This is a genomic window from Diaphorobacter sp. J5-51, assembly GCF_001023515.1.
In the GTDB taxonomy this organism is placed as follows: Bacteria; Pseudomonadota; Gammaproteobacteria; order Burkholderiales; family Burkholderiaceae_C; genus Diaphorobacter; species Diaphorobacter nitroreducens.
The window spans coordinates 20,564-42,604 of record NZ_JSYI01000024.1 but is presented as its reverse complement, the minus strand read 5'-3'; the positions used below and the strand labels follow the sequence as shown (position 1 = coordinate 42,604).

General features: G+C 63.1%; 20 protein-coding genes. All 20 read right to left on the bottom strand.

What is annotated here, in order from left to right:
- Positions 1 to 44: 44 nt before the first annotated feature.
- The 20 genes from OX89_RS03245 to OX89_RS03155 all read right to left on the bottom strand — a co-directional run bounded on the left by OX89_RS03245 (position 45) and on the right by OX89_RS03155 (position 21,849).
- Positions 45 to 722: a hypothetical protein gene (locus OX89_RS03245; protein WP_047349541.1), complete on the bottom strand. Its 678-nt coding sequence runs from the start codon at positions 720 to 722 to the stop codon at positions 45 to 47.
- Positions 719 to 1,585 (bottom strand): ComEC/Rec2 family competence protein, encoded by an 867-nt coding sequence (locus tag OX89_RS03240; RefSeq protein ID WP_234305487.1) that lies wholly within the window; start codon positions 1,583 to 1,585, stop codon positions 719 to 721. The genes OX89_RS03245 and OX89_RS03240 overlap by 4 nt, the downstream gene beginning before the upstream one ends.
- A 13-nt stretch (positions 1,586 to 1,598) precedes the next feature.
- On the bottom strand, positions 1,599 to 3,845 hold the full coding sequence (locus tag OX89_RS03235; protein WP_047349572.1) for a Mov34/MPN/PAD-1 family protein: 2,247 nt from the start codon (positions 3,843 to 3,845) through the stop codon (positions 1,599 to 1,601).
- 11 nt (positions 3,846 to 3,856) lie between these two features.
- A complete protein-coding gene (locus tag OX89_RS03230; protein ID WP_047349571.1) occupies positions 3,857 to 5,017 on the bottom strand; it encodes a hypothetical protein in 1,161 nt (386 codons plus the stop codon).
- 273 nt (positions 5,018 to 5,290) lie between these two features.
- Positions 5,291 to 5,785 carry a DNA repair protein RadC gene (gene radC, locus OX89_RS03225; RefSeq protein ID WP_047349539.1) on the bottom strand — a complete coding sequence of 165 codons (495 nt, stop codon included), beginning with the start codon at positions 5,783 to 5,785 and terminating at the stop codon, positions 5,291 to 5,293.
- A 195-nt stretch (positions 5,786 to 5,980) separates the two neighbouring features.
- Complete coding sequence (locus tag OX89_RS03220) at positions 5,981 to 6,724, bottom strand: thioredoxin domain-containing protein (protein ID WP_047349538.1); 744 nt, start codon at positions 6,722 to 6,724, stop codon at positions 5,981 to 5,983.
- A gap of 13 nt (positions 6,725 to 6,737) precedes the next feature.
- Positions 6,738 to 9,626, bottom strand: coding sequence for a conjugative transfer ATPase (locus OX89_RS03215; RefSeq protein ID WP_047349537.1), 2,889 nt, complete (start codon positions 9,624 to 9,626; stop codon positions 6,738 to 6,740).
- Entirely contained in the window at positions 9,626 to 10,060 is a 435-nt protein-coding gene (locus OX89_RS03210; RefSeq protein ID WP_047349536.1) for a TIGR03751 family conjugal transfer lipoprotein, read from the bottom strand. Before OX89_RS03210 ends, OX89_RS03215 begins: the two co-directional genes overlap by 1 nt.
- Entirely contained in the window at positions 10,041 to 11,483 is a 1,443-nt protein-coding gene (locus OX89_RS03205; protein WP_047349535.1) for a TIGR03752 family integrating conjugative element protein, read from the bottom strand. Before OX89_RS03205 ends, OX89_RS03210 begins: the two co-directional genes overlap by 20 nt.
- Positions 11,473 to 12,387 (bottom strand): TIGR03749 family integrating conjugative element protein, encoded by a 915-nt coding sequence (locus OX89_RS03200; RefSeq protein ID WP_047349534.1) that lies wholly within the window; start codon positions 12,385 to 12,387, stop codon positions 11,473 to 11,475. Before OX89_RS03200 ends, OX89_RS03205 begins: the two co-directional genes overlap by 11 nt.
- Positions 12,384 to 13,076: a PFL_4703 family integrating conjugative element protein gene (locus OX89_RS03195; protein ID WP_047349533.1), complete on the bottom strand. Its 693-nt coding sequence runs from the start codon at positions 13,074 to 13,076 to the stop codon at positions 12,384 to 12,386. Before OX89_RS03195 ends, OX89_RS03200 begins: the two co-directional genes overlap by 4 nt.
- A complete protein-coding gene (locus tag OX89_RS03190; protein ID WP_047349532.1) occupies positions 13,073 to 13,483 on the bottom strand; it encodes a TIGR03750 family conjugal transfer protein in 411 nt (136 codons plus the stop codon). Before OX89_RS03190 ends, OX89_RS03195 begins: the two co-directional genes overlap by 4 nt.
- A gap of 12 nt (positions 13,484 to 13,495) precedes the next feature.
- Positions 13,496 to 13,864, bottom strand: coding sequence for a TIGR03745 family integrating conjugative element membrane protein (locus OX89_RS03185; protein WP_031754986.1), 369 nt, complete (start codon positions 13,862 to 13,864; stop codon positions 13,496 to 13,498).
- Positions 13,865 to 13,886: 22 nt separating this feature from the next.
- A complete protein-coding gene (locus OX89_RS03180; protein WP_003140997.1) occupies positions 13,887 to 14,126 on the bottom strand; it encodes a TIGR03758 family integrating conjugative element protein in 240 nt (79 codons plus the stop codon).
- Positions 14,123 to 14,482, bottom strand: coding sequence for an RAQPRD family integrative conjugative element protein (locus tag OX89_RS03175; protein ID WP_047349531.1), 360 nt, complete (start codon positions 14,480 to 14,482; stop codon positions 14,123 to 14,125). The genes OX89_RS03180 and OX89_RS03175 overlap by 4 nt, the downstream gene beginning before the upstream one ends.
- A gap of 195 nt (positions 14,483 to 14,677) precedes the next feature.
- Positions 14,678 to 15,133, bottom strand: coding sequence for a hypothetical protein (locus OX89_RS03170; RefSeq protein ID WP_234305486.1), 456 nt, complete (start codon positions 15,131 to 15,133; stop codon positions 14,678 to 14,680).
- A gap of 76 nt (positions 15,134 to 15,209) precedes the next feature.
- Positions 15,210 to 16,373, bottom strand: coding sequence for a Wadjet anti-phage system protein JetD domain-containing protein (locus OX89_RS17935; RefSeq protein WP_084001976.1), 1,164 nt, complete (start codon positions 16,371 to 16,373; stop codon positions 15,210 to 15,212).
- Complete coding sequence (locus OX89_RS03165; protein ID WP_047349529.1) at positions 16,360 to 19,734, bottom strand: ATP-binding protein; 3,375 nt, start codon at positions 19,732 to 19,734, stop codon at positions 16,360 to 16,362. The genes OX89_RS17935 and OX89_RS03165 overlap by 14 nt, the downstream gene beginning before the upstream one ends.
- Complete coding sequence (locus OX89_RS03160; protein WP_047349528.1) at positions 19,731 to 20,438, bottom strand: DUF4194 domain-containing protein; 708 nt, start codon at positions 20,436 to 20,438, stop codon at positions 19,731 to 19,733. Before OX89_RS03160 ends, OX89_RS03165 begins: the two co-directional genes overlap by 4 nt.
- Complete coding sequence (locus OX89_RS03155; protein ID WP_199856199.1) at positions 20,425 to 21,849, bottom strand: DUF3375 domain-containing protein; 1,425 nt, start codon at positions 21,847 to 21,849, stop codon at positions 20,425 to 20,427. Before OX89_RS03155 ends, OX89_RS03160 begins: the two co-directional genes overlap by 14 nt.
- Positions 21,850 to 22,041 lie beyond the last annotated feature (192 nt).

Genomic DNA, 22,041 nt, shown 5'->3' with positions numbered 1-22,041 from the left:
ACGCTGCCATCTGGAGGACCTTGAGTACGAGGCTGCGCCAGAACCTATCCATCAGCCTCCTTCTTCCGCGAGTTCGTCACTTTCCGGCTGGCATGCACGGCCAGCACGTTCTGCACGAAGCGGATGCCTGTCGTGCGCGCAGCGAATGCCGCGACCAGATATTGACCCAGGAACCAAGCGGTCGAAATCAGAATGCGAGGCGTATCCAACCCACTGAAATACATCACCGCGGGTACTATGGGCACGAGCAGCAGCGACATAGCGGCAATGTCGCGGAACAGCAGATAGTTCTTGTGGCTGTCCACGACCGAGGGGTCTGAATCGACCTGCTTGTAGAGGCCATACCACTTCGCGTTCTGGTCGCGTTCACCCACAGGGAACTCGCCGACGTTCTTTTTCAGCTTCGTCAGGTCGATGCGGTGATCCGCCGGCGCGTGCACGGAAAAGGCACGCGAACCCGGCAACGGATGCTTGCAGCGCCAGAATACGAGGATGGCCTTGTGGTCGGCCGAAATCAGCGACGAGAAGATCAACACCGGGATCGGCAACAGTGCGGTCAGGCTGGCGCGAACGGCCGCTAGTCGAGTCGGCGTCAGATCCTCGATCGCGGTGTGGAAGGCAAGGACCAGAAGGACGAGGAAGTCCAGGATGAGCGTCGCCACCAGCCATGCGAGGTTGCGGCCCTTGAGTGTCTTGCTGCCGTAGTCTTTGGTGTCCCTCATCCATAGCACTCCGTATAGATGGTGAAATCGCCACGATCGTTGACGTTGAATTGAATCCAGCCATCGCGTCGCGTTGTGAGCACACGGCGCTGTTTTCCAGTCGTGGCGACAAGAACACCGTTCGGCCAGTGATCGATGACGCGCTGGCGATAGGTCTGAGTCATCCCCTGCGTATCATGGACGATTGCTTTGTCGGACATCACGATCGCTCGCGGGTGACAGTAGTCGAATAGCGCCCGGCAGTAGCCGTTCTCTCGGCCGTGGTGGGATGCCACGAGCACGGTCGTGTCGATGAGCTCAGCTCGAATTGCCGGCTGTTCGAGCAGCGCCAGCCATCCGTCTTCTTCGAGGTCGCCGGGAAACAGAATCTTGAATGGCCCGTACTTGAAGAATGCCACCATGCTCAGGTTGTTCGTGTCGTAAAAGGGTGGCGTCGAGTTCCAAAACGTCCGCACCGAGATGCCTCCCATACTCTCATCGAAGGGGACGTCCACGGGGTAGACGTAGCCGGCATGAATGTCCAAGTATCGTTCGATGTCCTCGGTCAGTTCGCCGCTGGCCTCCTTGATGATCCTCATGACTTCGGGTGACACGCTGCGATTGCGGAAGAACGTGGATACCGTGATTCCTTCTTTCCACAGGTTGTTCAGATCGCTGATGTGGTCGAGGTCCGCATTCGTCACGAACAGGTAGTCCAGAACGTTGCGCTTCAGGTAGTGCTTGATGTAGGTGCTCGGCTTCCAGCCTGTGGTGCTGTTGTCACCCGAGTCGATCATCGCCAGGCGCCCTTCCACGCCGTAGGCAGAGCGATGTGTGAGCATGGCGCAGGCGCCATGTTCAACGTCCCATATCTTCAAGATCATCTCGCCTGGCATATCACTGCACCGCACCTTGCAAGATTTGCAGGTCTTGCTCTCCGACGATGAGCTGAACGGCCGGCAGGCCGTCATCGGCCATGCCGAGTGCCAGATGGACGAGTTGCACGAGGTCGTGCCGGCTCGGAGATGCGGAGTGGCCAGGCGGATGGCTATGCCATTCGCCGACGTAGCCGACCATGCCCGCGGTGCGCTTGGCGGCGTCCTTGACCGCTTCAGCAAGTCCGGCGACGCCACGCTCGAAGGAGTCGGGGCTGGCCTTGCTGTCGGAGGGCGCTGGCAAACCGGCGACGATGACAACAGCCTTGATGTTGAAATCGTAGTACCCGAGCAGCACGCCACCGGTTTCGTTGGGAAAGCTTTGCTGGCGCAAAGCCCGCAACTGTTGTTCGACGCCGTCGTCGATATAGAGGTCAAGCTCACCCAGCGCGATACGCCGCTCGGGCACTGCTGGCACATCATGCACCTCGACGCCGCCACGCGCAGGATCGCGTTGCCAGATCCGAATCAGGGCATCCTCGCGCGCCACAGCGGCCTGGATCTGCTCCGTCAGCGTGCTTGCCTGGCCCAGGATGCGCGAGTAAGGCATCACGAGTGAGATGTCGCGGCAACTCGCCCCGCTCCAGAAGGTGCTCGCGTGGCCGTCGAGGTGGACTCTCCCCCAGTCCTGCTGGATCAGTGCGCGATAGTACTGCGCCTCCAGTGTGCGAAGCCGTTGCATCCGCTTCGCATCCTCGGCAAGCAGCACTGCAGCGTTGCCGTTCGGCGTGACGAAGACGGAGAAATGTCGCGGAAGGGTATCGACCGCGCTGGCCGCTCGTGGGTATTCAAGTGTGGTCGAGGCGTCGATGGCCAGTGCGGCGCCGGCGAGCGTCTGTGCGAAATCCACCTGTGCAAAGTCGCAGGCATCAGCCGCTAGTGGGACGATCTCGGTCGCTCCTTCCATTGCGGCGGCATGTAATCCTGCGACTACCGTGGCCTTGGTCTCGCCAATGTGTTGCGCGTAGGCACCGTGCCGAGAGAGGTTGTGCGGCTTGATGTGATCCTTGTCGATAACCGTCCAACGTCCCCAGCCGCTGCGGCCCCATAGATTCAGCAGAGCGCTGCCGAGCGAGCCTGCGCCGACCAATACGCCCGCTGGCCCTTCTTCCGTGACGCCGGATTGACGCATCGCCGCCGTTCGGTCGTTTTGAGTCAGGACAGCCATGGGCAGGATGGGCTGCTCGCGCCATGCCGTTGCTGGTTGCTGGTTCAGCAGGTCCTTGTAGTACCGTTTTTCATGGACAAACAATGCACCGCAGGCGATGCCGAGTTCGAGGCCGCCAATCGGTACAAGGAATGCCCGATGCGCGACGCCATCGGGCTCGGCTTCGACGCTTCGGCGAATGGGGATATGCAAGAGGATGATCGTGCCCTTGTCGTCAGCCGAGGCGGTCGTGCCTGCTTCATCGATGTCAGCCTGTAGCGCTTCCCGTAGAGGACCAATCAGGTCTACCTCGCGTCGTGCCAGTACATCCGCCAATTGCCCCAGCGTCACAGGATCACGCTCGACGAGGCCGTGCACGATTGGGGGCAGCGCCAGTTCAATGTGCTTGGTCGTCTTGACACGCGGGGCGGTCTTCGCAATGGGTTCCAGAAAGCAAGTGAAACCGCCGTCAGGGCGTTCATGCCGGAGAACGATGGCGAAACGCAGAGCGGGATCTTTGCGGAGTTCGGTCAGATTCCACGGCAGAACGAGTTCGTACTTGCTGGCAAAGAAGAGATGCTCAACCGGCTGGTCCGCCGCGTGTAGCTCGCCTCGGGCGCTCTTCTCCAGCCACCACTGGATGCGACGAAGGAATGCTTCGGGCGTCCAGGTGCGCATTACCGCTCCGGCTGGCTCGAAATACAGGCATAGGCTCGCAGGGGTGCCGGGTACGCCTTGGTTCTGATGCATCAGGATCGGGAAGTCCTGACGCAGCGCCAACACCTCGATCAGCCTCTTGGGGTCATTGGGGACGCACAGCGCCAAGCGCTCACGGTACCGGATGCCGACCGGATTCTTCGGCGGTACGTCGTCACACTCGACCTCCACGACGAGACATTCGAGCGTCGGATCGCCGTCAACGGGATGGCGGAGAATCTGGACAAGCGAATAGTCGCGCTGACGCTGGACCGCGCCAAACAGCGCTTTCGCACGGGGGATCGTTAGTTCGCTGGCGTCCTTGACCTCTACGACGTTCGCGAGCTCGTGGTACGCATCCGGCATCATCCAGCTCGTCAGCCTGCGCGCGGCGGAGTTGAGGTGATGATGGCCGGCGCGCCGATGGACGCTGAACGCTTCCAGGTAACGCCGCCGCTGGCAATCTCGAAAACGATCGGTTCTGGCTTGTTAGCGTTCGGCTCCTCCATCGTCACCAGAAACTTGCGTCCGTCGACTTCCTTCAAGTAGCGCTCGTAGGTGTTGCGGGCTTGGATGTGCGGTGGTTGCACTTGCTCGTAGGACTCCTTGATGTCTGGAATGGGCTTGCTGCAACTGACGATGTAGGCGTCGCGCTTCCCTTGGAGCAACAGTTCCTTGACCAGCGGCTTCGGCTCAGTCTCTTTGTCGCCTTTCTGGCCTTCCTCGTTGAGTGCCAGATAGCTGCAATGGTGCGGGATGTTGTACAGATTCCAGGCGAGGCGATCATCGTTCTTGTGGTACCTCGTCGTGCGGACGATGTCTTCCATTTCCTCCCAGGTGGCATCGCCCACTTCTAGGTAGTCGTAATACGCGCCATCTGCCAGGAAACGTACGTTGAACACCAGCGAGGCGCGGTTGCGGATGATGTCTCCTTCGTCACAATGCTTGATGAAAGGCGAGTGGCAGAAGAACTCAACCCCATCGCTGGCCAGCGAGAATCCGGGGACAATTGTGCCGGCGTCTATGAAGAGATGATCGCGCGCCGAAGCCGCTTCTCCCCGTTCTTTCAGTCGAGGTTCGAGCCAATCGGCGAGCGCCTTCGGCTTCGAGAACACAAGGATGTCCTTGCCTTCCAGTAGGCGGTGTCGCGCCTCTTGCCGGAGCAGTACAAACTCTTCCTGCTGATGGTCCTTGTCGGCCTCCTCCAGCAGCATGGCGGCGGGTACCCAAAGCTCCCAAATCTTGATCCGGCCTTCGCCTTGGTACTTCTTGGCATGCTGAAGCTCGAAGAAGTCGGTGCTGCCTTGGATGTGATCCAGGTCCGCATGAGTGAAAGCCACCACGTCGAAGTAGTCGCGATCGACTGCCTTCAGTTCGTCCTTGAGACGGGACTTCAGGTCGATTTCCGGGGTGTCGGTATCTTCGGCTCTATCGCGGTGGCAAAAGTCGAAGAGAACTCGGCGGCCGCCAGACAGGACAATCTGGGTGGTGTCCCCGTTTCCGACCGGGTAAAAGACAACCTTATGCACGTCTGCCACGGAGTACTCCTTGTTCAGGATAAGTGGCAGCTTTGCTATTAGCACTTTACCACCGAGAGTGCTAACACTATATATAGGAATCCACTGACGATCAACACACTATATGTAGATTGTCAAGCGAAGTGCATCGCAAAAGGTGCGCTCCGTCGTGCAGGCAATACCGCCTGAGTAGCTGGGGTGATCCCAGTGGTCCATCATTGGGACGCGACGGCCCCGCGTCCATGCTAGGTAAAAGGTCCACAGGCGCCCCGGAAGGGACGCCTGCGGTGCGGACTACAACAAGCCGGCTTCGGCGAACGAGTACGGGCTGCCCTTGCCGACGATGAAGTGATCCAGCACCCGGACATCGACGGTGGCCAGGGCGCTCTTCAGCCGCTCGGTGATCGCACGATCAGCGGCCGAGGGCTCGGTGTTCCCAGAGGGGTGCTGATGCGAGAGGATCAGCGCCGAAGCGTTGAGCGCCAGCGCACGCTGGACAACCACCCTCGGATACACCGAAGTCTGGTCGGCCGTGCCCTGGAACAGCGGCTCAAAGGCGAGCACCTGGTGCTGGCTGTCGAGAAACACGACGGCGAAGATTTCGTTCGGCTCCGCGACCAGTTTCAGGCGCAGGTAGTCGCGCACGGCGGCGGGACTGCCCAGCGCCGGACCGGCCTTGAACACGCGGTTCTCCAACAGGGTGATGGCCTGCCGGATGATCCAGTCTTCGTGCTGGGCGGCGATCAGGGTGAGCGACTCCGGGCGGGAGTCGGCGATGACAAGAGACATGGCGAACCTCCAATGGATGAGATCGGAGGGCGCCTGCCCCTGGAGGGCAAACCCTCCTGGGGACGATGGGGATGGAACAGGTGACGAGCGGGCATCCACCACCGCGGGTGCGGTGGCTGTTCGCGTCAAGGGATGCGATGCGAACGGGTTTCGATCAACGCGGACGAGCCGCGCCGCAGCCTTGAAGATCGATGGCTACCTGGGCATGTCACCGGCAACGCCGGCGGGCATGTCTGGGGAATGGGTGGGTTCGGCTGCGGTCGTGCTGCCGGCGGCGAGCAGATCGATGGCCGACAGCAAGGCATCGCCTTCGACGGGACCGTGCAGCAGGAGGGTCTTGCCGGACTCGCGGTCGCGCAGTTGCAAGGCCGGCGTCGCCGCGATGCCCTGCTGTGCCGCTTCCGCCGCCTGGGCACGGATGACGGCATCGGGGCGATCGCTGTCGAGACAACCCTGCATGGTTGGTGTGAGGTCGGGATAGCGCAGGCCCTCCGGCAGGCCCTGGCCGTCGCCACGGGTATTCGAGTAGAGCCACACCACGGCCTGCCAGAACGTGGCATGTCCGCCCGTCTCGCCCGCGCACTCGGCCAGGCGTGCCCCGGCGGTCGCGGCCGGCTCGTGCATGGACAGCGGCAGGTGGTGCCACTGCCAGTTCACCTCGGGATGGGCGTCGATCCAGCGCTTGAGCGCGGGGAAGTAGGCCCGGCAGTACGGACACTCCAGGTCGGCGTACCCGACCACCGTGAAGCGCGCATCGGCACGGCCATACAGCCAGGGCGGGCCGGCCGGTTTCGACGCTTCGGACCCGGCGGCGGCCAGGGACATGGGCTCGGTTGCCGGATGCGGCGCGCGCAGCAGCATCCACGAGGCAACCCCAGTCGTCGCCACGATCAGCAGACCGATCCAGGGATGACGGCGGGCGAATGAAGGCATGCGCATCGTGTTGCTCCTGTCAGGCCAACGTGTCCAGCGCCAGCGGTTCGATGCCCCGCGCACGGTCGATCTTCTCGGCCACGCGGAAGGCGGCATCCAGCTCGCTGATACCGTGCTGCTGCATCAACTGGAAGCGTTCGGCCTTCTCCTCGGGCTCGGTCATCGCCATCGCCAGGTAGAGGCTGGGCGGCACGGCGCGGAACAGCACCTCCATCGACTTGGACAGGATGACGCCCTCGCTGAACTTGCCGGCCTCCTTGCGGGCCGAGAGCATCAGCGCCTTCTGCGAAGCGTTGAGTTCGCGGAAGCGCGCGATCTTCTCGACTTCATCGGGCGGCATGGACAGGCAGATCCACCACTCGATCATGTTGAGCATGGGCTCGGCCGCTTTCGGCAGGTCGTCCAGGTTCTGCGTGGCGAGCCAGAACCAGGCGCCGAGCTTGCGCCACATCTTGGTGATCTTGACCACGTAGGGCGCGAGCAGCGGGTTCTTGGTGATGATGTGGCCTTCGTCCGTCACGTTGATGATCGGGCGGCCCAGGAACTGGTCGCGCTCGGCGATGTTGTTGACGGTGTTGATGAGCGAGATGTAGGCGATCGAGAGTTGGGCGTTGTAGCCCTCGCGCGCGAAGGTGGCCAGGTCCACGATGGTGATGTCCGCCTCGGGCCACGGCGTGCCGGACCGGTCGAACATCTCGCCGTCCACGCCCTGGCAGAACATATCCATGGCGTCGGCCATCTCCAGCAACCGTGCGCGCCGCATCTCAGGCAGCGTGGCGTCGCGGGCGCGCTCGCGCAGCGCGTCGCGCACATCGCGCGTGAGCACCGTGCGTCTGTCCGTCACGCAATGCTGGGCCGCATCGAGAATGCACTGGCGGATCAGGCTGCGGTCGGCGCGCGTCATGCGCGCTTCTTCCTTGTCCTCGCCGCCGGTGATCATCAGTCGTGCAGTGATCTCCAGCTCGCCGAGCACGTCGCGCTGCTCGTCGCCTTCCACGGCCAAGCCGGCATCGGTCTGGTCTTCGTCGAGCGCATCGGCGTCCAGCGTCTGTACCTGGCTCGGCGTATCGACCAGGCGCCAGGCGTCGGCGAACGGAGCCAGACTGACGCCCGCGCCCGGCGCGAGCTTCACGCGATGCACGGTTAGACCCAGCCGTGCCGCGAAGTCACCGAACAGGCCGAAGCTGTTGCCCGCCTCGACGATGAACAGGCGCGGCCGATAGATCGCCGTCACCTGGTTCAGGATGTTGTTGAGCGTCGCGCTCTTGCCCGAACCCGTGGGGCCGAACAGGAACAGATGCGCGTTCATCTGCCGGTCGAGGCGGTTCAACGGATCGAAGGTGATCGGACCGCCGCCGCGGTTGAAGAACGTGATGCCCGGATGCCCCGTGCCCTGACTGCGGCCCCAGACCGGCGCCAGGTTCGCCGCATGTTGCGCGAACATGAGCTGGGTGTACCACTGGCGCTTGTCGGCAGCCGGATCGAACACGCACGGCAGCCAGCGCAGATAGCTGTTCAGCGGCGCCACCTCGTCCTCTTCGCGTACCGGTTGCAGGCCGGCGTTGAGCATCACGTTGACGAGCTGCAGGCCGCGCGCATCGAGCTGGGCCAGGTCGCGGCCGCGCAGGTAGAACGCCAGCGCGCCACGGTAGAGCTTGTGCGCGCTGCCGATCAGGCCGCGCGCCTGCTGCACGTCCTGCCGGGTCTGCTCCGAGGCCAGGGTCTCGCCGACGGCCTTCCTGGCGAGGTGGTTGAGGTGCGCCTCCAGTACGTCCTGGGGTGTGGCGACCAGCGTCAGGCACATCACCGTATCCTCGGGCATCTGGTCGAACAGCGCGTTCATGGCATCGCCGCCCTTGCGCGTCTCGCCCGTCAGATGGCCCGTCACGGGTGGCGTGCGCAGGCGATCCATCACGATCACCCGATGCGGCATGCCGTCGAAGAACCACAGGCCGTTGGGCACGTCCGACCGGGGCTGGCCGAAGAACAGGCGCTGCGCGAAGTCGGTGCCGCTGGCGAGCTCGATCTCACCCTCCTCCCGCTCTTCCGGGTAGCGGGTCAGCGCGTAGAAGCGTTCCCGATCTTCGGCAGTGGCGCCGAGCAAGGTCGGATTCGGGTTGAACCAGCGCAGCAGCCAGGCGTGAATGTCCGCCGCGCCGAGACGTCGGGCCTTCACGCCGGCATTCGCCAGCCCGCCGACGAGGCGGTCGCAGATCGTGGTCAGCGCCTGCTCGGGCGACTGGCCGCGCCGCGGGGTCGGGGCCGCGGACGTGCAGCGGTAGACCACCATGCGCACGCGCCGCACCTGGCCGCGCCACGGCAGGCGCGTCACCGTGGTGTCCTCGAACAGGCCACCCGGCTTGGCGATGGCCCGCAGGTGATGGGCGAAGAAGCGCAGGTAGAAGTCGCTGAACGCGCTGCCCTGCGCACGCGGCTGCTGATAGTTCGCCAGGGAGCGCAGATAGTTGTCCCAGTCGGCCTCGTCCTGGGCGTAGAGTTGCACCACCCAGGGGTTGTCGTCCAACTCGTCGAAGGAGTCCTGCAGGGCGTTCTCCAGCGCATCGCGCGCCTGCCACAGCCAGGCCATCTCGCGGCCCTCGGTGCCGACCGGCGCCAGCTCGAAGAAGGCCGCCACCGACTGGCCATCTTCCAGCAACATGCACTTGCTGCCGGGCAGGTACTCGACCCAGGGCAGCAAGTCCGCGAACGACGGCGCGACGCCGTAGAGCGCATCGTGGTCGGCCTGGGTGGCCGGCCTGCGCCGACCCCGGCGGAGCGCGCTGCCCGGCTCGGCGACACCCTGTGCCGCCAGGGCCGTTACGTGCCGTGCCCAGGCATCATCGGCCGCATCCACGGCGTCAGCAGGCGATGCGCCTGGCTTGCGTGACCACGGCAGCGACCAGGCCATCAGTAGTCCTCCACGCGCTCGCCCGGCATCGCGTACTGCACGCGCTGGTAGAGCGGGAACACCGTGCTGTAGCCGGGCACCGGCACCGGGTCGGTGCCCGCCAGGTGCGGGAACACGTACATCACCAGATCGGGGTTCGGCAGGCGGTGGAACTGGCGGTAGATCTCGTTCTGCGCGGTACGTGTGTAGCGCGCCTGCACGTCGGGCGCCGCCTGCACATCGGCATCGGCCAGCGGCCGGCGCAGGCCCTGGCGCGCGTCGAGCAGTTGCCGCGCGGCCTGGCCGCTGCCCGCGCCGCCGCTGGTCTCCTGATGCCAGATGTCGAGCATGGTGCTGTCGCCGTGCGGCAGCAGCTTCTCCTTGCTGGTGGCGCAGCCGCCGAGCAGGGTGGCCGCCAGCAGCACAGCGGCCGCGTCAATCCAGATCCGAGGCATGGGCTTCTCCGGTGCGGTGGTGGACCCGACGCCCCTTGGCGTCGTAGTCGATGTCGAGCGGTTGCTCCAGATGCACGGCCACCCTGGCGCCGGGCTGCACGTAGACCGCTGCGAAGGCCTGGCCGTAGAGCTTGTTGACCCAATCGGCCATGTCGCGCACGCCGCCCGCGAGGATGCGGCCCATCGCTTCGTTGCCGCTGATGCCGACGGTGCCCAGCGAGCCGTTGTTGTTGGCGACCACGGCCACGCTGCCGTTGTCGGACTTGATGAGCGAGGCCGCGCCGGCGCCGGCTGCGGTGATGAGCGCCTGGCTGCCCAGGTACTGCTGGGCGTTGCTGCGCCGCTCGCCGCTGACGCAGGGGATGCCGTAGGGGTCGCTGATCCAGCCCAGGCCGCCCTGGATGCTGGCGCCGTTGTGACCCGAGTTGCCGCCGCTGCTACCCCCCTTGCTGCTGTCCTCCGGCACCGTGCGGATGGTGCCGTCCTGGAACACGAACGTGACCGAGCGGATTTGCCCGCGCACGCACGAGAGCGTCCAGTCGCCCGAGGCCGTGCCGCTGACCACGGCGCCGGCCACGTCGGGGATGTCGATGCCGTTGGCCGTGAGGTTGTCCGGGCCGATCAGCACCTTGAACGGATACGGGTCGTTGACGGTTCCATCGATCGGCACGCGCCCGATCAGCGCCGTCATGGCAATCGACCCCATGAGCGTCGAGTTCGACGGCACGGTGTAGACCGCCTTCGTGGATGCGCCCACCGCGCGGCTGCCGACGTTGGCGACGGATTCCACTGCGGCCGACAGGCTCTTCTGGGCCGGCCCGAAGCTCAGGGGAAAGCTCGGCTCCTTGCTGCCGTTCTTGGCGTCGACCTTGGCATCGTCAGGCTCGACCCACTGCGTGCCGCTGGTGCCGCTGGTGCCGCGGTTGAAGCGCTTGCCGTCACCCTCTTCGAGCCCCAGTCCGACGGGCAGGTCGGACGGGCCACCCTTGCCGGAAAGGCCGTCCAGTTGCCGCTGCAGATCCTGCAGCAGCCCCTGGGTCTGCTGCCTGTCGCTGGCCACTTGGTTGCGCTCCTGCTCCAGGCGGTTGCGTTCGCCTTCCAGCGCGCTCTGGATGCGCTGGTCGATCGCGCTTTCCCGCGCACGCAGGCGCTCGTTCTCGGCCTTGTGCTGCTTGTTGTCGCCAAGCGCGCTCTGCAGCTCGGTGCGCAACTGCTTCACCTGGGCCACCAGCGTGGCGACGGTATCGCGCGGCGTGTCGCCGGCGATGCCCAGAGCCTTCATCTCCTCGGGCGTGAGCGTACTGGCCGCGCCCTTGGGGGCGGGCTGGCCGCCGGGGGCGCCGGAGAACAGTTTGATGGCGACGAACACCAGCAGCAGCGCCATCGGGATCAGCAGCCATTTGAGCAGCGGATTACTTTTCATCGCGCGCTCCTCCGGTCGAGCCGGCTGCGGCGGCCGGCGGCAGGTTCACGGTGGCGTCGATCGGGCTCAGCGCCGGCAGCAGCGACTCGGCCAGGCCGTGGCCGCGCGTGACCAGGTAGAGCACCGTGGTGTCGGACGGGGTGCCGGCCGGACCCAGGTTCGGATGCTGGAAGGTCGCCGCCACGAAATTCCCCTGCAAAGCGCGCGGGTCGAGGTCGAGCCAGCGCGCGGCGGTGTTGGTGAGTCGCACGGCCGTCACCCACTGGTCTTCCAGGCGCCACGCGGCCAGTGCCCGCGCGTGCACCGGCAGCGTCGGCAGCAAGGTGTCCAGCGCGAGGTCGCGGCGCAGGTTTACGCGCCCGATGCCGGCGACCGGCTCGACGGTGCGCAGCGGCGCGTACAGGTTCTGTGCGGCATGGCGCGTCAGCACGACCGGCACCGGCGTTTCGCGCCGGGGAACGGATTTGTCTGCGGGCGCTTCGGCCTGCTCGTCCGCGCCGCCTGCTGCACCGCCGCCGTAGCGCTTCGCCGGGGCGTCTGCTTCCACGATGCGCACCGGCTCCAGCGGCGCCTGGCCGTCCTTCGCTGGCTCGGCGGCGATGTCGAGCAGGATCAGCGCGCCGGATTCCACGTCCTGCAGTTGCAGCCGCGTGGGCGGAATCGGCTCGCTCGCCCGCAGGTAGATCGCGCCGCCCGCACTCTGCACGCGCAGGTGGTCGCCGACGCTGGCCGGCACGCCGACGCGCACATTGCGGTCGATGAAGACCACGCGCTCCTGGCCGACCACCAGCGGCACCGGCAGGGGCAGACGCTCCCAGCGCAGGATTTCCACGGCCTGGCTGGCCGGCACGAAACCGAGGGTCAGCAGGACGCCGGCCAGGGCCGACAACGCAACGGACTTCATGGGGAGTCTCCCTGCAGGTGGCCGGAGGCGTTGGCGGGCGCGCCGGACTGGGGCGGCGTCGGCGGCGGTTCGATGCGCTGGGGTGCGCCGGCGTAGCAGTCCAGCGCCAGGCCGAAGGGGTTGTGCTCGGGATCGATGTCCAGCCGGACGACCTTGATGGGGTAGCGCACCAGGGCGCGCTTGACCTGCTCGGAGCCGTAGTATTCGTCCGCGCTCACGTCGAGCGTGACGATCCAATCGCGGTCGGAAACCACCTTGACGCGCGTGGCCGGATCATCGCCGTAGCCGCGTCCGGGAATCTCGTAGATGCCGCGCACGCGCTGACGCAGCTCGCCACTGGCGCGCCGGTACTCGTAGTCCTGTTGAAGGAAGGCCCGGCAGCTCGGCGTCAGGTAGGCCGACAGCGCGCGCAGGTTGCGCGGATAGTCTTCCTCGCCGTTCGTGGGCCAGCGCTGCACCTGCTGCCAGATGTAGAACGAGAAGGCATACACGCTCTCGGGCGGCACGTCCCACCACTTGCGCGTGCTGCCCGAACGCAGGTCCGGCGGCACATGGATGGTCAGACTCTTCGGCGCACTCCACCAACCGAAGCCGAGCAGCAGCGCCACCACGAACAGCGCGCCGGCCCCCAGGCGCAGCGTCTTCACGTGCGCCTGCAGGTGCGCAATCTCGTTCTTGAAACGGCTCATGGCGACCCTCGATCGGCATTGCGCCGGATAGTCCAGCAGCCCGAGCGGGTGATGAGGCGCTGCCCGCCCAGGAGCGCCGCCAGCGCCGGGTGCCGCAAGGCCAGCCGCCACTGGAGCTGCCGGTACAGCCAGGTGTCGGGCCGGCCGCGCTTCTGTGCGCGCAGGAAACCACCGCCGATGAAGACGCCCAGCGCGATGCCGGCGACGATCAGCGTGGGCACCATGGCGATGCTGTGCGTGAGCCAGGCCAGCGGCAGGCCGAGCGCAAACCCGGCTGCGGCCGACAGGCCGGCGCAGATCCACAACTCGTCGGCGGTCAGCCCGCGCACGACCACCGGCTGGCGGTTCAGCCGGTGCGGCAGGAAGGTCACCAGCGTGTCGCGCGGGGTCTCCGAAGTGACGGCCATCGCTTGCCGCCCTTACAGAACGCCGGTGGCCTTGGTGAGCAGCCAGATGCCGACCACCAGCAGGATCGCGCCCACGGCGACCGTCAGGCCGAACTGGCCCCAGGTGGCGCGGCCGGTGTGGATCTCCGAGTAGCGTGTGTAGGCGTGATAGCAGACACCGACGAACATCGAGGCGACCACGAGCAGCGCGATCAGCAGCACGATGTCGTAGCCGTAGTTCTGCAAGGTCTGCAGGATGCCGCTGCCCTGGCCGCGCGATGGGTCTTCCATGGTCGGCAGGCCCTGCGCGAAGGCCGACAGCGGCAGGCCCGCGAGCGCGAGCGGCAGCAGCGGAGCGGCGATGCGGGACGGAATGCGATGGGATGTCGGTGGCGTGTTCATGGCGTATGGCCTTTCGTGACGGTCAGGAGAGGAGGAAGAAGGTCAGCACCAGGTACATCGCCACGAAGCGCACGACGACGGCGAGGAACTGACGCTCAGTGATGCGGTGCTCGGCCCAGCCGACGTAGGCGGTGCGCATGGCCCACACGCCCCACAGCAGCAACACGGCGAACACGAAAGCGAGCACCACGGCAGAGACGGCCGAAGGCGCAAAGCCGCCGTTGGCCTGGAAGGCGGCGACCTGATCGGCAGAGGGCGTCATAGCGACGGCTCCTCGTCGTCGGCGCGGTCGCGGCGGACGTAATCGCCGGCCAGCGGGACGGGATCGCGCGGCTGGGCGCGCTGGGGCGCGAGGTAGTCCTGCAGGCCGGCGCGAACGCGCTTCAGGTCCGCGCGCAGTCGGGCGTAGTCGAAGTGGTAGCGGGCGCGTTCCTGCGGAGCGGTATTGGCGGCGTGCTCGGCGAGGCGGTCGATCAGGTTGAGTTGGCGGGCGAGCGCGGCGAGCTGCTCACGCTCCGGAGTGTCGTCGGCAATGGCGGGTTGCAAGGCCGAGAGCGACACGGCCAGCAGCACGGCCAGCGAAGGCCATGCGGATGCGCGGCGGTTGGTCTGTCCCATCGTGCCATTCCCAAGTGAAGCGAATGGCCTTGATGCTGTGTCCCTTGCTCGGCTCGCGCCGCAATCAAACGGAACCGGTGGTCAACCGTATTTCAGATGTGTTGCTTGATCTGCTAGCCAACGCTCTATCTACTGTCACGTAGCAGGGCAAGCAATCCCTCCTTACCCGCTTCGACCATCAAACTATTTCCTTGCTCAGTCGCTAGCCCACAACCGCTCGTCATCCTGGGTCGCCGCCCAGAAGTCATCGAACAGCGCCAGCTTCGCCTCGTCCTTGGTGGCATAGGTCTTTGCACTGAAACGGCTGTCGATCCGATAACCCCATCGCTTTGTCTTCGTCGGATGCACGCCGAGGTTATGGCCGTCGACATTCAGAAAGCTGCTGCCCTTGGCGGAGACCCGCCACTTGCGCTGTAGCCATCGAGTGCGTCGGACGGCGCGGTTGCGCAGCTTGGCCTCACGCCGCTTCGGCCCCTCGTAGTCGCCGCTCATCTTCTCGGCGCAGACGCACCCGACTTCGAAAGTCTCGTCGAGATCCGGGTGCTCCATGATGTGGACGTAGCGGATCTTCTCGTTGCCGCACATCTGGCAGGTCGCGTAATCGGTTTCGTCCGCCGACTCGCCGTCGGCCCGCAGATCGACCACATCCACGCAGTGCCATCCTTTGTGGGGCACACCCGGCTGATCCCATCGATTTCCACTCACGACTGACCTCCCTGATCCTGGGTCATCGAATACTTGCCTGTATGGCATTCCACGCCACATCCCAGCGTATCCGCTCCTGTTCGAGGCGGACTTGTTGACCGCAGGCATTTCCCTTGATCGACTGATAGAGCTTTTGTTCGGTACTTTTGAGTAGTGGGAGTTCTGTGGAAGAGTGCTGGTCTTTCTCTTCGACCCATAAATCACGATGACTCATCAGCGTTGACTCATCCATAAGCACAGTCTCCAGGCTAGGGATGTATGTTCTGGCTCGATTAAGAATGGCAAAGCCATGCGTATCAATGTCGCCCCAGTAGATACATTGCGCCTGTTGTAGCCATGGAAGCTGTCCCAAAACGTCAACCGCGTAACCCAGTCGCATGATCACAACCGCCCCTGGCAGGTCATCAAAGGCAAGTCCGGTTTGAAGGTTCTCAACAACGAAGACATTCTTTGGTCGTATGCCAATGCTTGCCACCTCCTCACAAGGAGCAGAGATATCGCCAAGACCGCCCAAACGGGCTCTCAGCTCTGGATCTAGAACGCGCATGCGCATTAACTGCGGCTGTGCCCTCAAACCGCAGCGTCTAAAAAAATCGCGCGCTCCTGTCGGGTCACCCTGGAGCGTCGCAACCAAGTCAGAGATGAGGCCCTTTCTAGAATCCAGCCACTTGCTGTCGGCACCGGCAACCGGAATTTGTCGTGGGTAGAGATTCGATTTCGGATTGAGACTGATCCAATCCAGCATCTCTGCCAGCCGACGAAAATCGGCATCGCCGTAGTCAGCGAGGACATCAAAATGTCTCGGCAACTGCTGCGCCAGTACCGGCCAGCGAGCAGTGAGCGTCTGATAGCGAGACTGGGCACGCACCCACCGTGCGGATTCACCAATCCACAGGGCAACATCTTCAGGGCCTCGTAGCGCCAGTTTCTCTGGCAGTCGCTGGGCGCCAAGCGCTTTCCACCGGCGCTCACACCAGGACAGGGTACCGACTCCTTGCCAGCCTTGCCATGCACTCACCCAAGCGCGAACGCCGTCGACTTGCCTCAGCGCAGCCTGTTCCGTCGGTATGCCGAGCGGAACTTCCAGCGGCCATTGGCTCTCGCGAGCATCACCGATCAACCACTCGCGGTGTTTGCTCTGAAAGCGACGGGCAAGAAACAGCCGAACATCTTCAGGAAGCTTCAACGCTAGCCTCCTCTCGAGCGTGCTCCGGCAGCTTCAACCGCTGGCGGTCACCGTCGTACTCGATCAACAGGACGCCTGACACCCGCCGGTCGCTGATATCTACGAAGCAGGCGCCACCGATGAATGGTTCGAGGGTCATGACGGACTTCAGCGGCGTAGCGACCACCATTTGAAATCCGAAATTGGTAAAGATGTTCATCGCCAAAGCGGTGAACTCGTTGTCGGCCTTGTCGAAGGCTTCATCAAGCACGACGGGCGCATACATCGGCACGCCGTGGTCGTTCCCTCCCAGCTGATACCGCAGGGCTGCGGCCAAGCACGTGGTGGCCAGCTTCTGCCGTTGACCGCCTGATTTGCCAGCACCGCTGCGGTAAATTTCGACCTCAACGCCGCTTTCATCGATCTCCCGTCCGATAAACTCAACATGCTGTCGAACGTCGAGCACAGTCTCGCGCCAGCGTTTCTGCTCGGGATCCTGACTGGCGAGTCGATCAACAAGTCGCCGCAGGGCCAGGAACCGCGCCTCGGCAAACTCGCGATCCTCCGTCCACGCATGGCTAAGTGCCTGCTGGATCTCCTGCTTGAACTCCTTGACGTCGACAAGCTGCCGGTCACTGGCGTCGATGTGGAGATAGGTACGTTGATTGGCGCTTTGGTTGAACGGCACCTGGCCAAGACTGTCGTTGACCAGATCCATCCGCTCTAGGATGGCTTTGCGCGCATCGTTCAGGTAGGTGGACAGTGCCGCCAGATTCTGGTGGCTTTGGTTCTGCAGCAGTTCGAAGAATCGCTGCTCATAGGCGGGCAGGCCATCCGTTTCCAGTCGAACCAACTTGGCGAAAAAGTCCGCTGCGCTGGCTAGGCTCGTGTCCATGTCCACAGCATCCATTGGCCACTGCCGTTTGAAATCGGCAAAGCGTGCTTCTATTTCCTTCTCGCAATCGCCGATCTCATCTTTGATCTCACCGATTTCTGTGTTGAGCCCTCTCTCAACAGCGGTTGCTACCTTGTCGAGGCTTTCGAGCCTGATCGCGTCTGACTGCTTGGTGAATCGTTCGTCGAGCCCCTTGATCTGGTGGGGAGTCAATGGAACTCTGGAAGCATCTTGAAGGAGCGATTCAAGCTTCTGCGTGCTGTCGTTGATCTGCTTGAGAACTGAGTCATGCGCGACCTTGGCATCTCGGAGGTCCTTGTCTGCTTGATCAACCAAGTTCTTTTGCTTGTCGATCCGCCCACTGATTTGCAGTAGGGCTGTATTGCCCTCCCGCGCTTCGCGAATCTGTTGTTCGATGGTGGAAATGCGGTCTAGCAACGGTACTACATCAATTTCCTGCCACTGGAGATTCACCAAGGTCTGGCACTGAATCGCTCGGGTCGCACGATTCTTGTCTTGGTCGGCGAGGGTTTCGATTTCTCCCCCGAGGCGCGTAATCGTCGCAGCCAGCTCCTGGGCCTGTGCTTGAAAGAGCCCAAGCTTCTCGCGGTTATCGAACCCGAGCACCCAGTTTCGTCGGTCGCCGACACTTCTCCGGTCGTCTTTCTCATGCCGGGTTTTGCTGTGCTTGACCTGGCCCTCGCGGGTGATGGCTCGATCAGCGCTCCTGAACGCCTGAATGGAGTCGACGCACGCGTAATCGAATCGTTGCCGTAGCTCGGCCTGCAGCCAATCGGCATACGTACCGTCCTTGACGTTCAGCTTCAGGACGAGCGAGTTAGCGCCGATGGGCTTCGCCTGCCAGGTCTCCGAGCGGCCAGTTCGGTAGTACACCAGACGCTGCCCAAGATGGGTGTTGTTGATGTAATTGGCCAGCGCCGAATACTGGCGTTCGTCCACCAAGAGTGAGAGCGCAAATCCGTGCAGTACGCGCTCGATGGCACCTTGCCACTCGGCCTCGTCAGGCTTCACCTCAATGAGTTCGCCGACGAAGGGCAGAGCCGATTCTGATATCCCAATAGCTGCGGCGATGTCTCGGCGCATTTCGAGCATATCGGCAGGAATGTTCGATGGCTGGCGCTGGAGTGCCTGCACCTCCTTCACCGCTTGCGAAAATGACGTCTCTGCGTCTTTCTTTTGACCTGCCAAGCGGAACTGTTCTTCGCGGTTCTCGTTGCTGCGCTGCTCCCAGTTTTCGACTTCCTGCCGCGCGTTGCCCAACAGTTCAGCGAAGGCCTGAGGCGAATCCGGGAGGCTCCAGCCAAGCTTCTTGCACGCATCTTCAGCCTGGCCGCGTTTGCGCAGGCGATCCGTGCGCTGGCCCTCCAGCCCAGATTTCTCTGCTTCCCATTGCTCGATCTGATCACCGCCTGCTTCACGGTGCTGTCGCTCCAGATCGCGCAAGGTTGTGGTGTGGTTATCCAGGATGCTCTGACGTCGACTTACTTCACCTTCCGAGCCGCTGGCCTGCACCTCCAGGGACTCGACATGCTGCTTGAGGAGTTCAATGCGGCGGGTTTCGCGGTAGCCATCAACACCCAGCCGAAGCTCATCCAGCCCATTGCGTTGCAGCATCAACGAATCTCTGCGCTGATACTGCTCTTGCGCTGGCGCGAGCGTTTGAACCTGCTCGCGAGCTGTCACTACCGCCTGGTGGGCAGCATTGAGTTCACCAAATTCGCTGACCAATCGATCCGCGACCTCGAAGGTCTCGGGCTTGTCGAGCATGAAGTCGCGCAGGAAGGTATTGAGGTCGCCGAGATTCTTGGCCGACTGGGTTTTGTGCAGCAAACGCAACGCCATTTCGCTCTCGATACCGAGCAGGCGGCAGAATCGTTCGCAATAGGGACGAAACTCGTCGCGAGCGAACGCCTCGGGGAAAGACTGCTTGAGCTTTCGGATGTCGAAGTTGGATTGACCGAAGTCCTCCAGCTCGCGCAGGTCAAAGGCCCGCTCCAGGACAAGGTAGTGGCGTTTGACGTCGGTGCTTCCATTCGCATTGCCGCGAAGCCAGAACACCTGAACCAGCACCACAGACTGGCCCAATGCGTTCTGGTAGGTCAGTGCCAGGGCAGACCACGTTGTCCCCGAGCGCAAGTAGCGGGTTGCGATCTCACCCGACTCTCCATCCTTCTGTTCGGCCCACGCGCCCCGTATGTAGGTGACGAGGTTTCGATCACGGCCACTGCGGTCCGCCTCTCGCGCGGCAGCGTTGAAATCGATCCAGCGAGGTGGCACCAGCAACGCCGAAAATGCGTCGAGAAGAGTCGATTTCCCAGCCCCGGATCGACCGACAAACAGAAAGCCTCGTTCGCTGATTGGTACGTCATGCAGGCCAGAAAAAGTGCCCCAGTTGTAAACCTGTAGGCGAGTCATCCTGAATTGCTCCCGGGCGAACAAGGACGCGGTTTGGGGTTCCGAGATCATTGATCGGCCCCCTCATCGGACTCAGTCTGAGCCAGTTGTGCTGGCGTCTCACCGGCGGCCATGCGCTGATACAAGTGGGTCAGGGCTTGTATTTCTTCTGCAGAGAAGAGGAGCTTCAGCGTTGGCGAAATCTCGAAACGATCTTCACTCGAGCGAATTTTCTGGAGGATGCTGTGCTTCTTGATCTTCTCGATAGAGGCATGAACACGTTTCACGAATCCTGCGCGGTCGGTGTTGGAGGCACGCTCATAGAGGGTAAGAAACTCCATGATCTCGTCAGTCGACACCACGGCACGATCGCCCTGCGAGTCCGCTTGGGTCAATCGCTGGCGAAGGTGGAGCAGCAGAATGGAGTCAATGAAGGTCAGCTGCGCGCGACGCAGCAGGAGTGGCACTTCAAGGTCGCCGGTATCTGCCTGACGGGTGAAGGCAACTTGTACGTCCCGGTCGATGACTAGTTCGAGAAACAGTTCGGCAAGGCGCCGACGTATCACCGCTTCGTCTCGCACCAATATCAGCCAGAGCTTTGGATGTCGACGTCCGTCGAGCGAAGGTCCCGCAAGTAGCTGCACCAGGGCGCGCCGGGTATCCAGCGCCAACTCGCCGCCGTCACCCATGAAAAGGGTGTTAGCAGATGCCTGCGAAGCATCTGGCGCTTGTGCTTCGGCTGGCATTGCCGCTTCGTCGTTCTCAGACCAGTTCATTGGCCCGCTCCCTCAAAAAGAAGATCTTTGGAATTCGGGCGCTACGACGCTCGTCGTCGCCTCCAACCCAGCCTACGGTTTCGCTATGGTCGGCTTTGAAACCATGCCGACTGCCCAATGCAAGCAGGCCGACGACGCTGCCCAAACCCTGTGCAGCGGGGAACTGCTCCAGCACGTCAGCGATGGATGCCTGGGACCGTTGCTCCAGGACCGCCAGCACGTTGGCCTTCAATGTTCGGAAGTCGATCTCGGACTGGGCGACCAGTTCGCTGACGGACTCCAGGTCGATTGGCGGGGCATCCCCTTCCGCCATTTGGCCGGGCAAAGCTTGTAGGGAGGGGTCGTATAGCACCCATTGAGACAAGGAGCGCAAACGGCTGCTCGTGAGCTCAAGCGTGTACTGGAGGGTTTCTGTGGCCCTGACTTCGTCCTTCAGGGCGAGTGCTGCTCGCTGAGCGTCTTTCAGAAGGTGATTGAGTCGGCGTTGCTCGAGGTATTCACGACTCTGGACGAAGTGCTTCAGGCTGCGCGCGAAAGTCTGGAGCACCTCGTGAACCATGCCGCCCTGCTCGAGAAGGGTCCGCGTCAGCCGAAGAAGGAATCGTCGCTCCTTGGCTTCGAGCTGCCCCACGAACTCCCGCGACATGACGCTATCAAGGGCCTGATCAAGCGTTGCGCCCTGTTCTGGGTCCGTAAGCAATCGCCAGAAAGCGGAGAAAGTCCTTCCGGCGTCGCTCTCTGAAATCAGGTCGATTCCGGCGAACAGTGAATCCAGCACATCCCCCCGATTGCCATCGTTGTCCATGATGCGTTCACGGAGATCGCGATTGAGTTGGTCGAACTGATCGCGGACACGGCGGAAATCACCTGCAAGACCATCAGCCAACGTGATGATCTCCCGCGTGCGCTCCAGCGCCGTTGCGTGGGGCAACACGCGCATCTGCCCCTTCTGGATGGCGTCTATCTCCTTATCGATGCGGGCTTGCTCGGCCATGAGCCGGTCTATGCGACGGAATTTGTCGGTGTCGGTGTCCTCGGCAAGCCGGGCTAGTGCCTCGATAACAAGCGTCAGGCGGCTTTCGGTTGCCGCTGAGTGCGGCTGCTCCAGGCCAGAGACAAATCGAATGGCTTCGACGGCGGCCGTGGAGAGTTCATATTCCTCCTCTGAAGCCCCAGCCGGGAAGCGTCGCTCCAGGTACCCATCGGCGAGCCAGCTGGCGACGTACGCTTGTGCCGTTTGGGGGAAGTCTTCGCCTTGGGCGCGTAGATCTTCCAGATCTCTTGCGATCCGTTCGTGAAAAATGGAGGCAGGAAGACTTCGCTCTCCCTCGTAAAGATGGGCCTGAAGCAGGCCAATGACGGTAGGTCCAGTGTTCGAGGCAAGCAGGCGCCACAGCGGCTTCGCCCGCATGCGCCGGTACGTCGCGATGGCTTTGTCTGCTTTCACTCCTGTGCTCCAAGTGCGCGTCTCGCCCGTCTTGTGGTTATCACAACACGACGTATACGCGCATCAAAAACAACTGATAGACAGATTCTAGAGCAGACAATATACTTTCCGCAATAACCCTCACAAGCATTCGCTAACCCGAACGAGCCAGCCAGG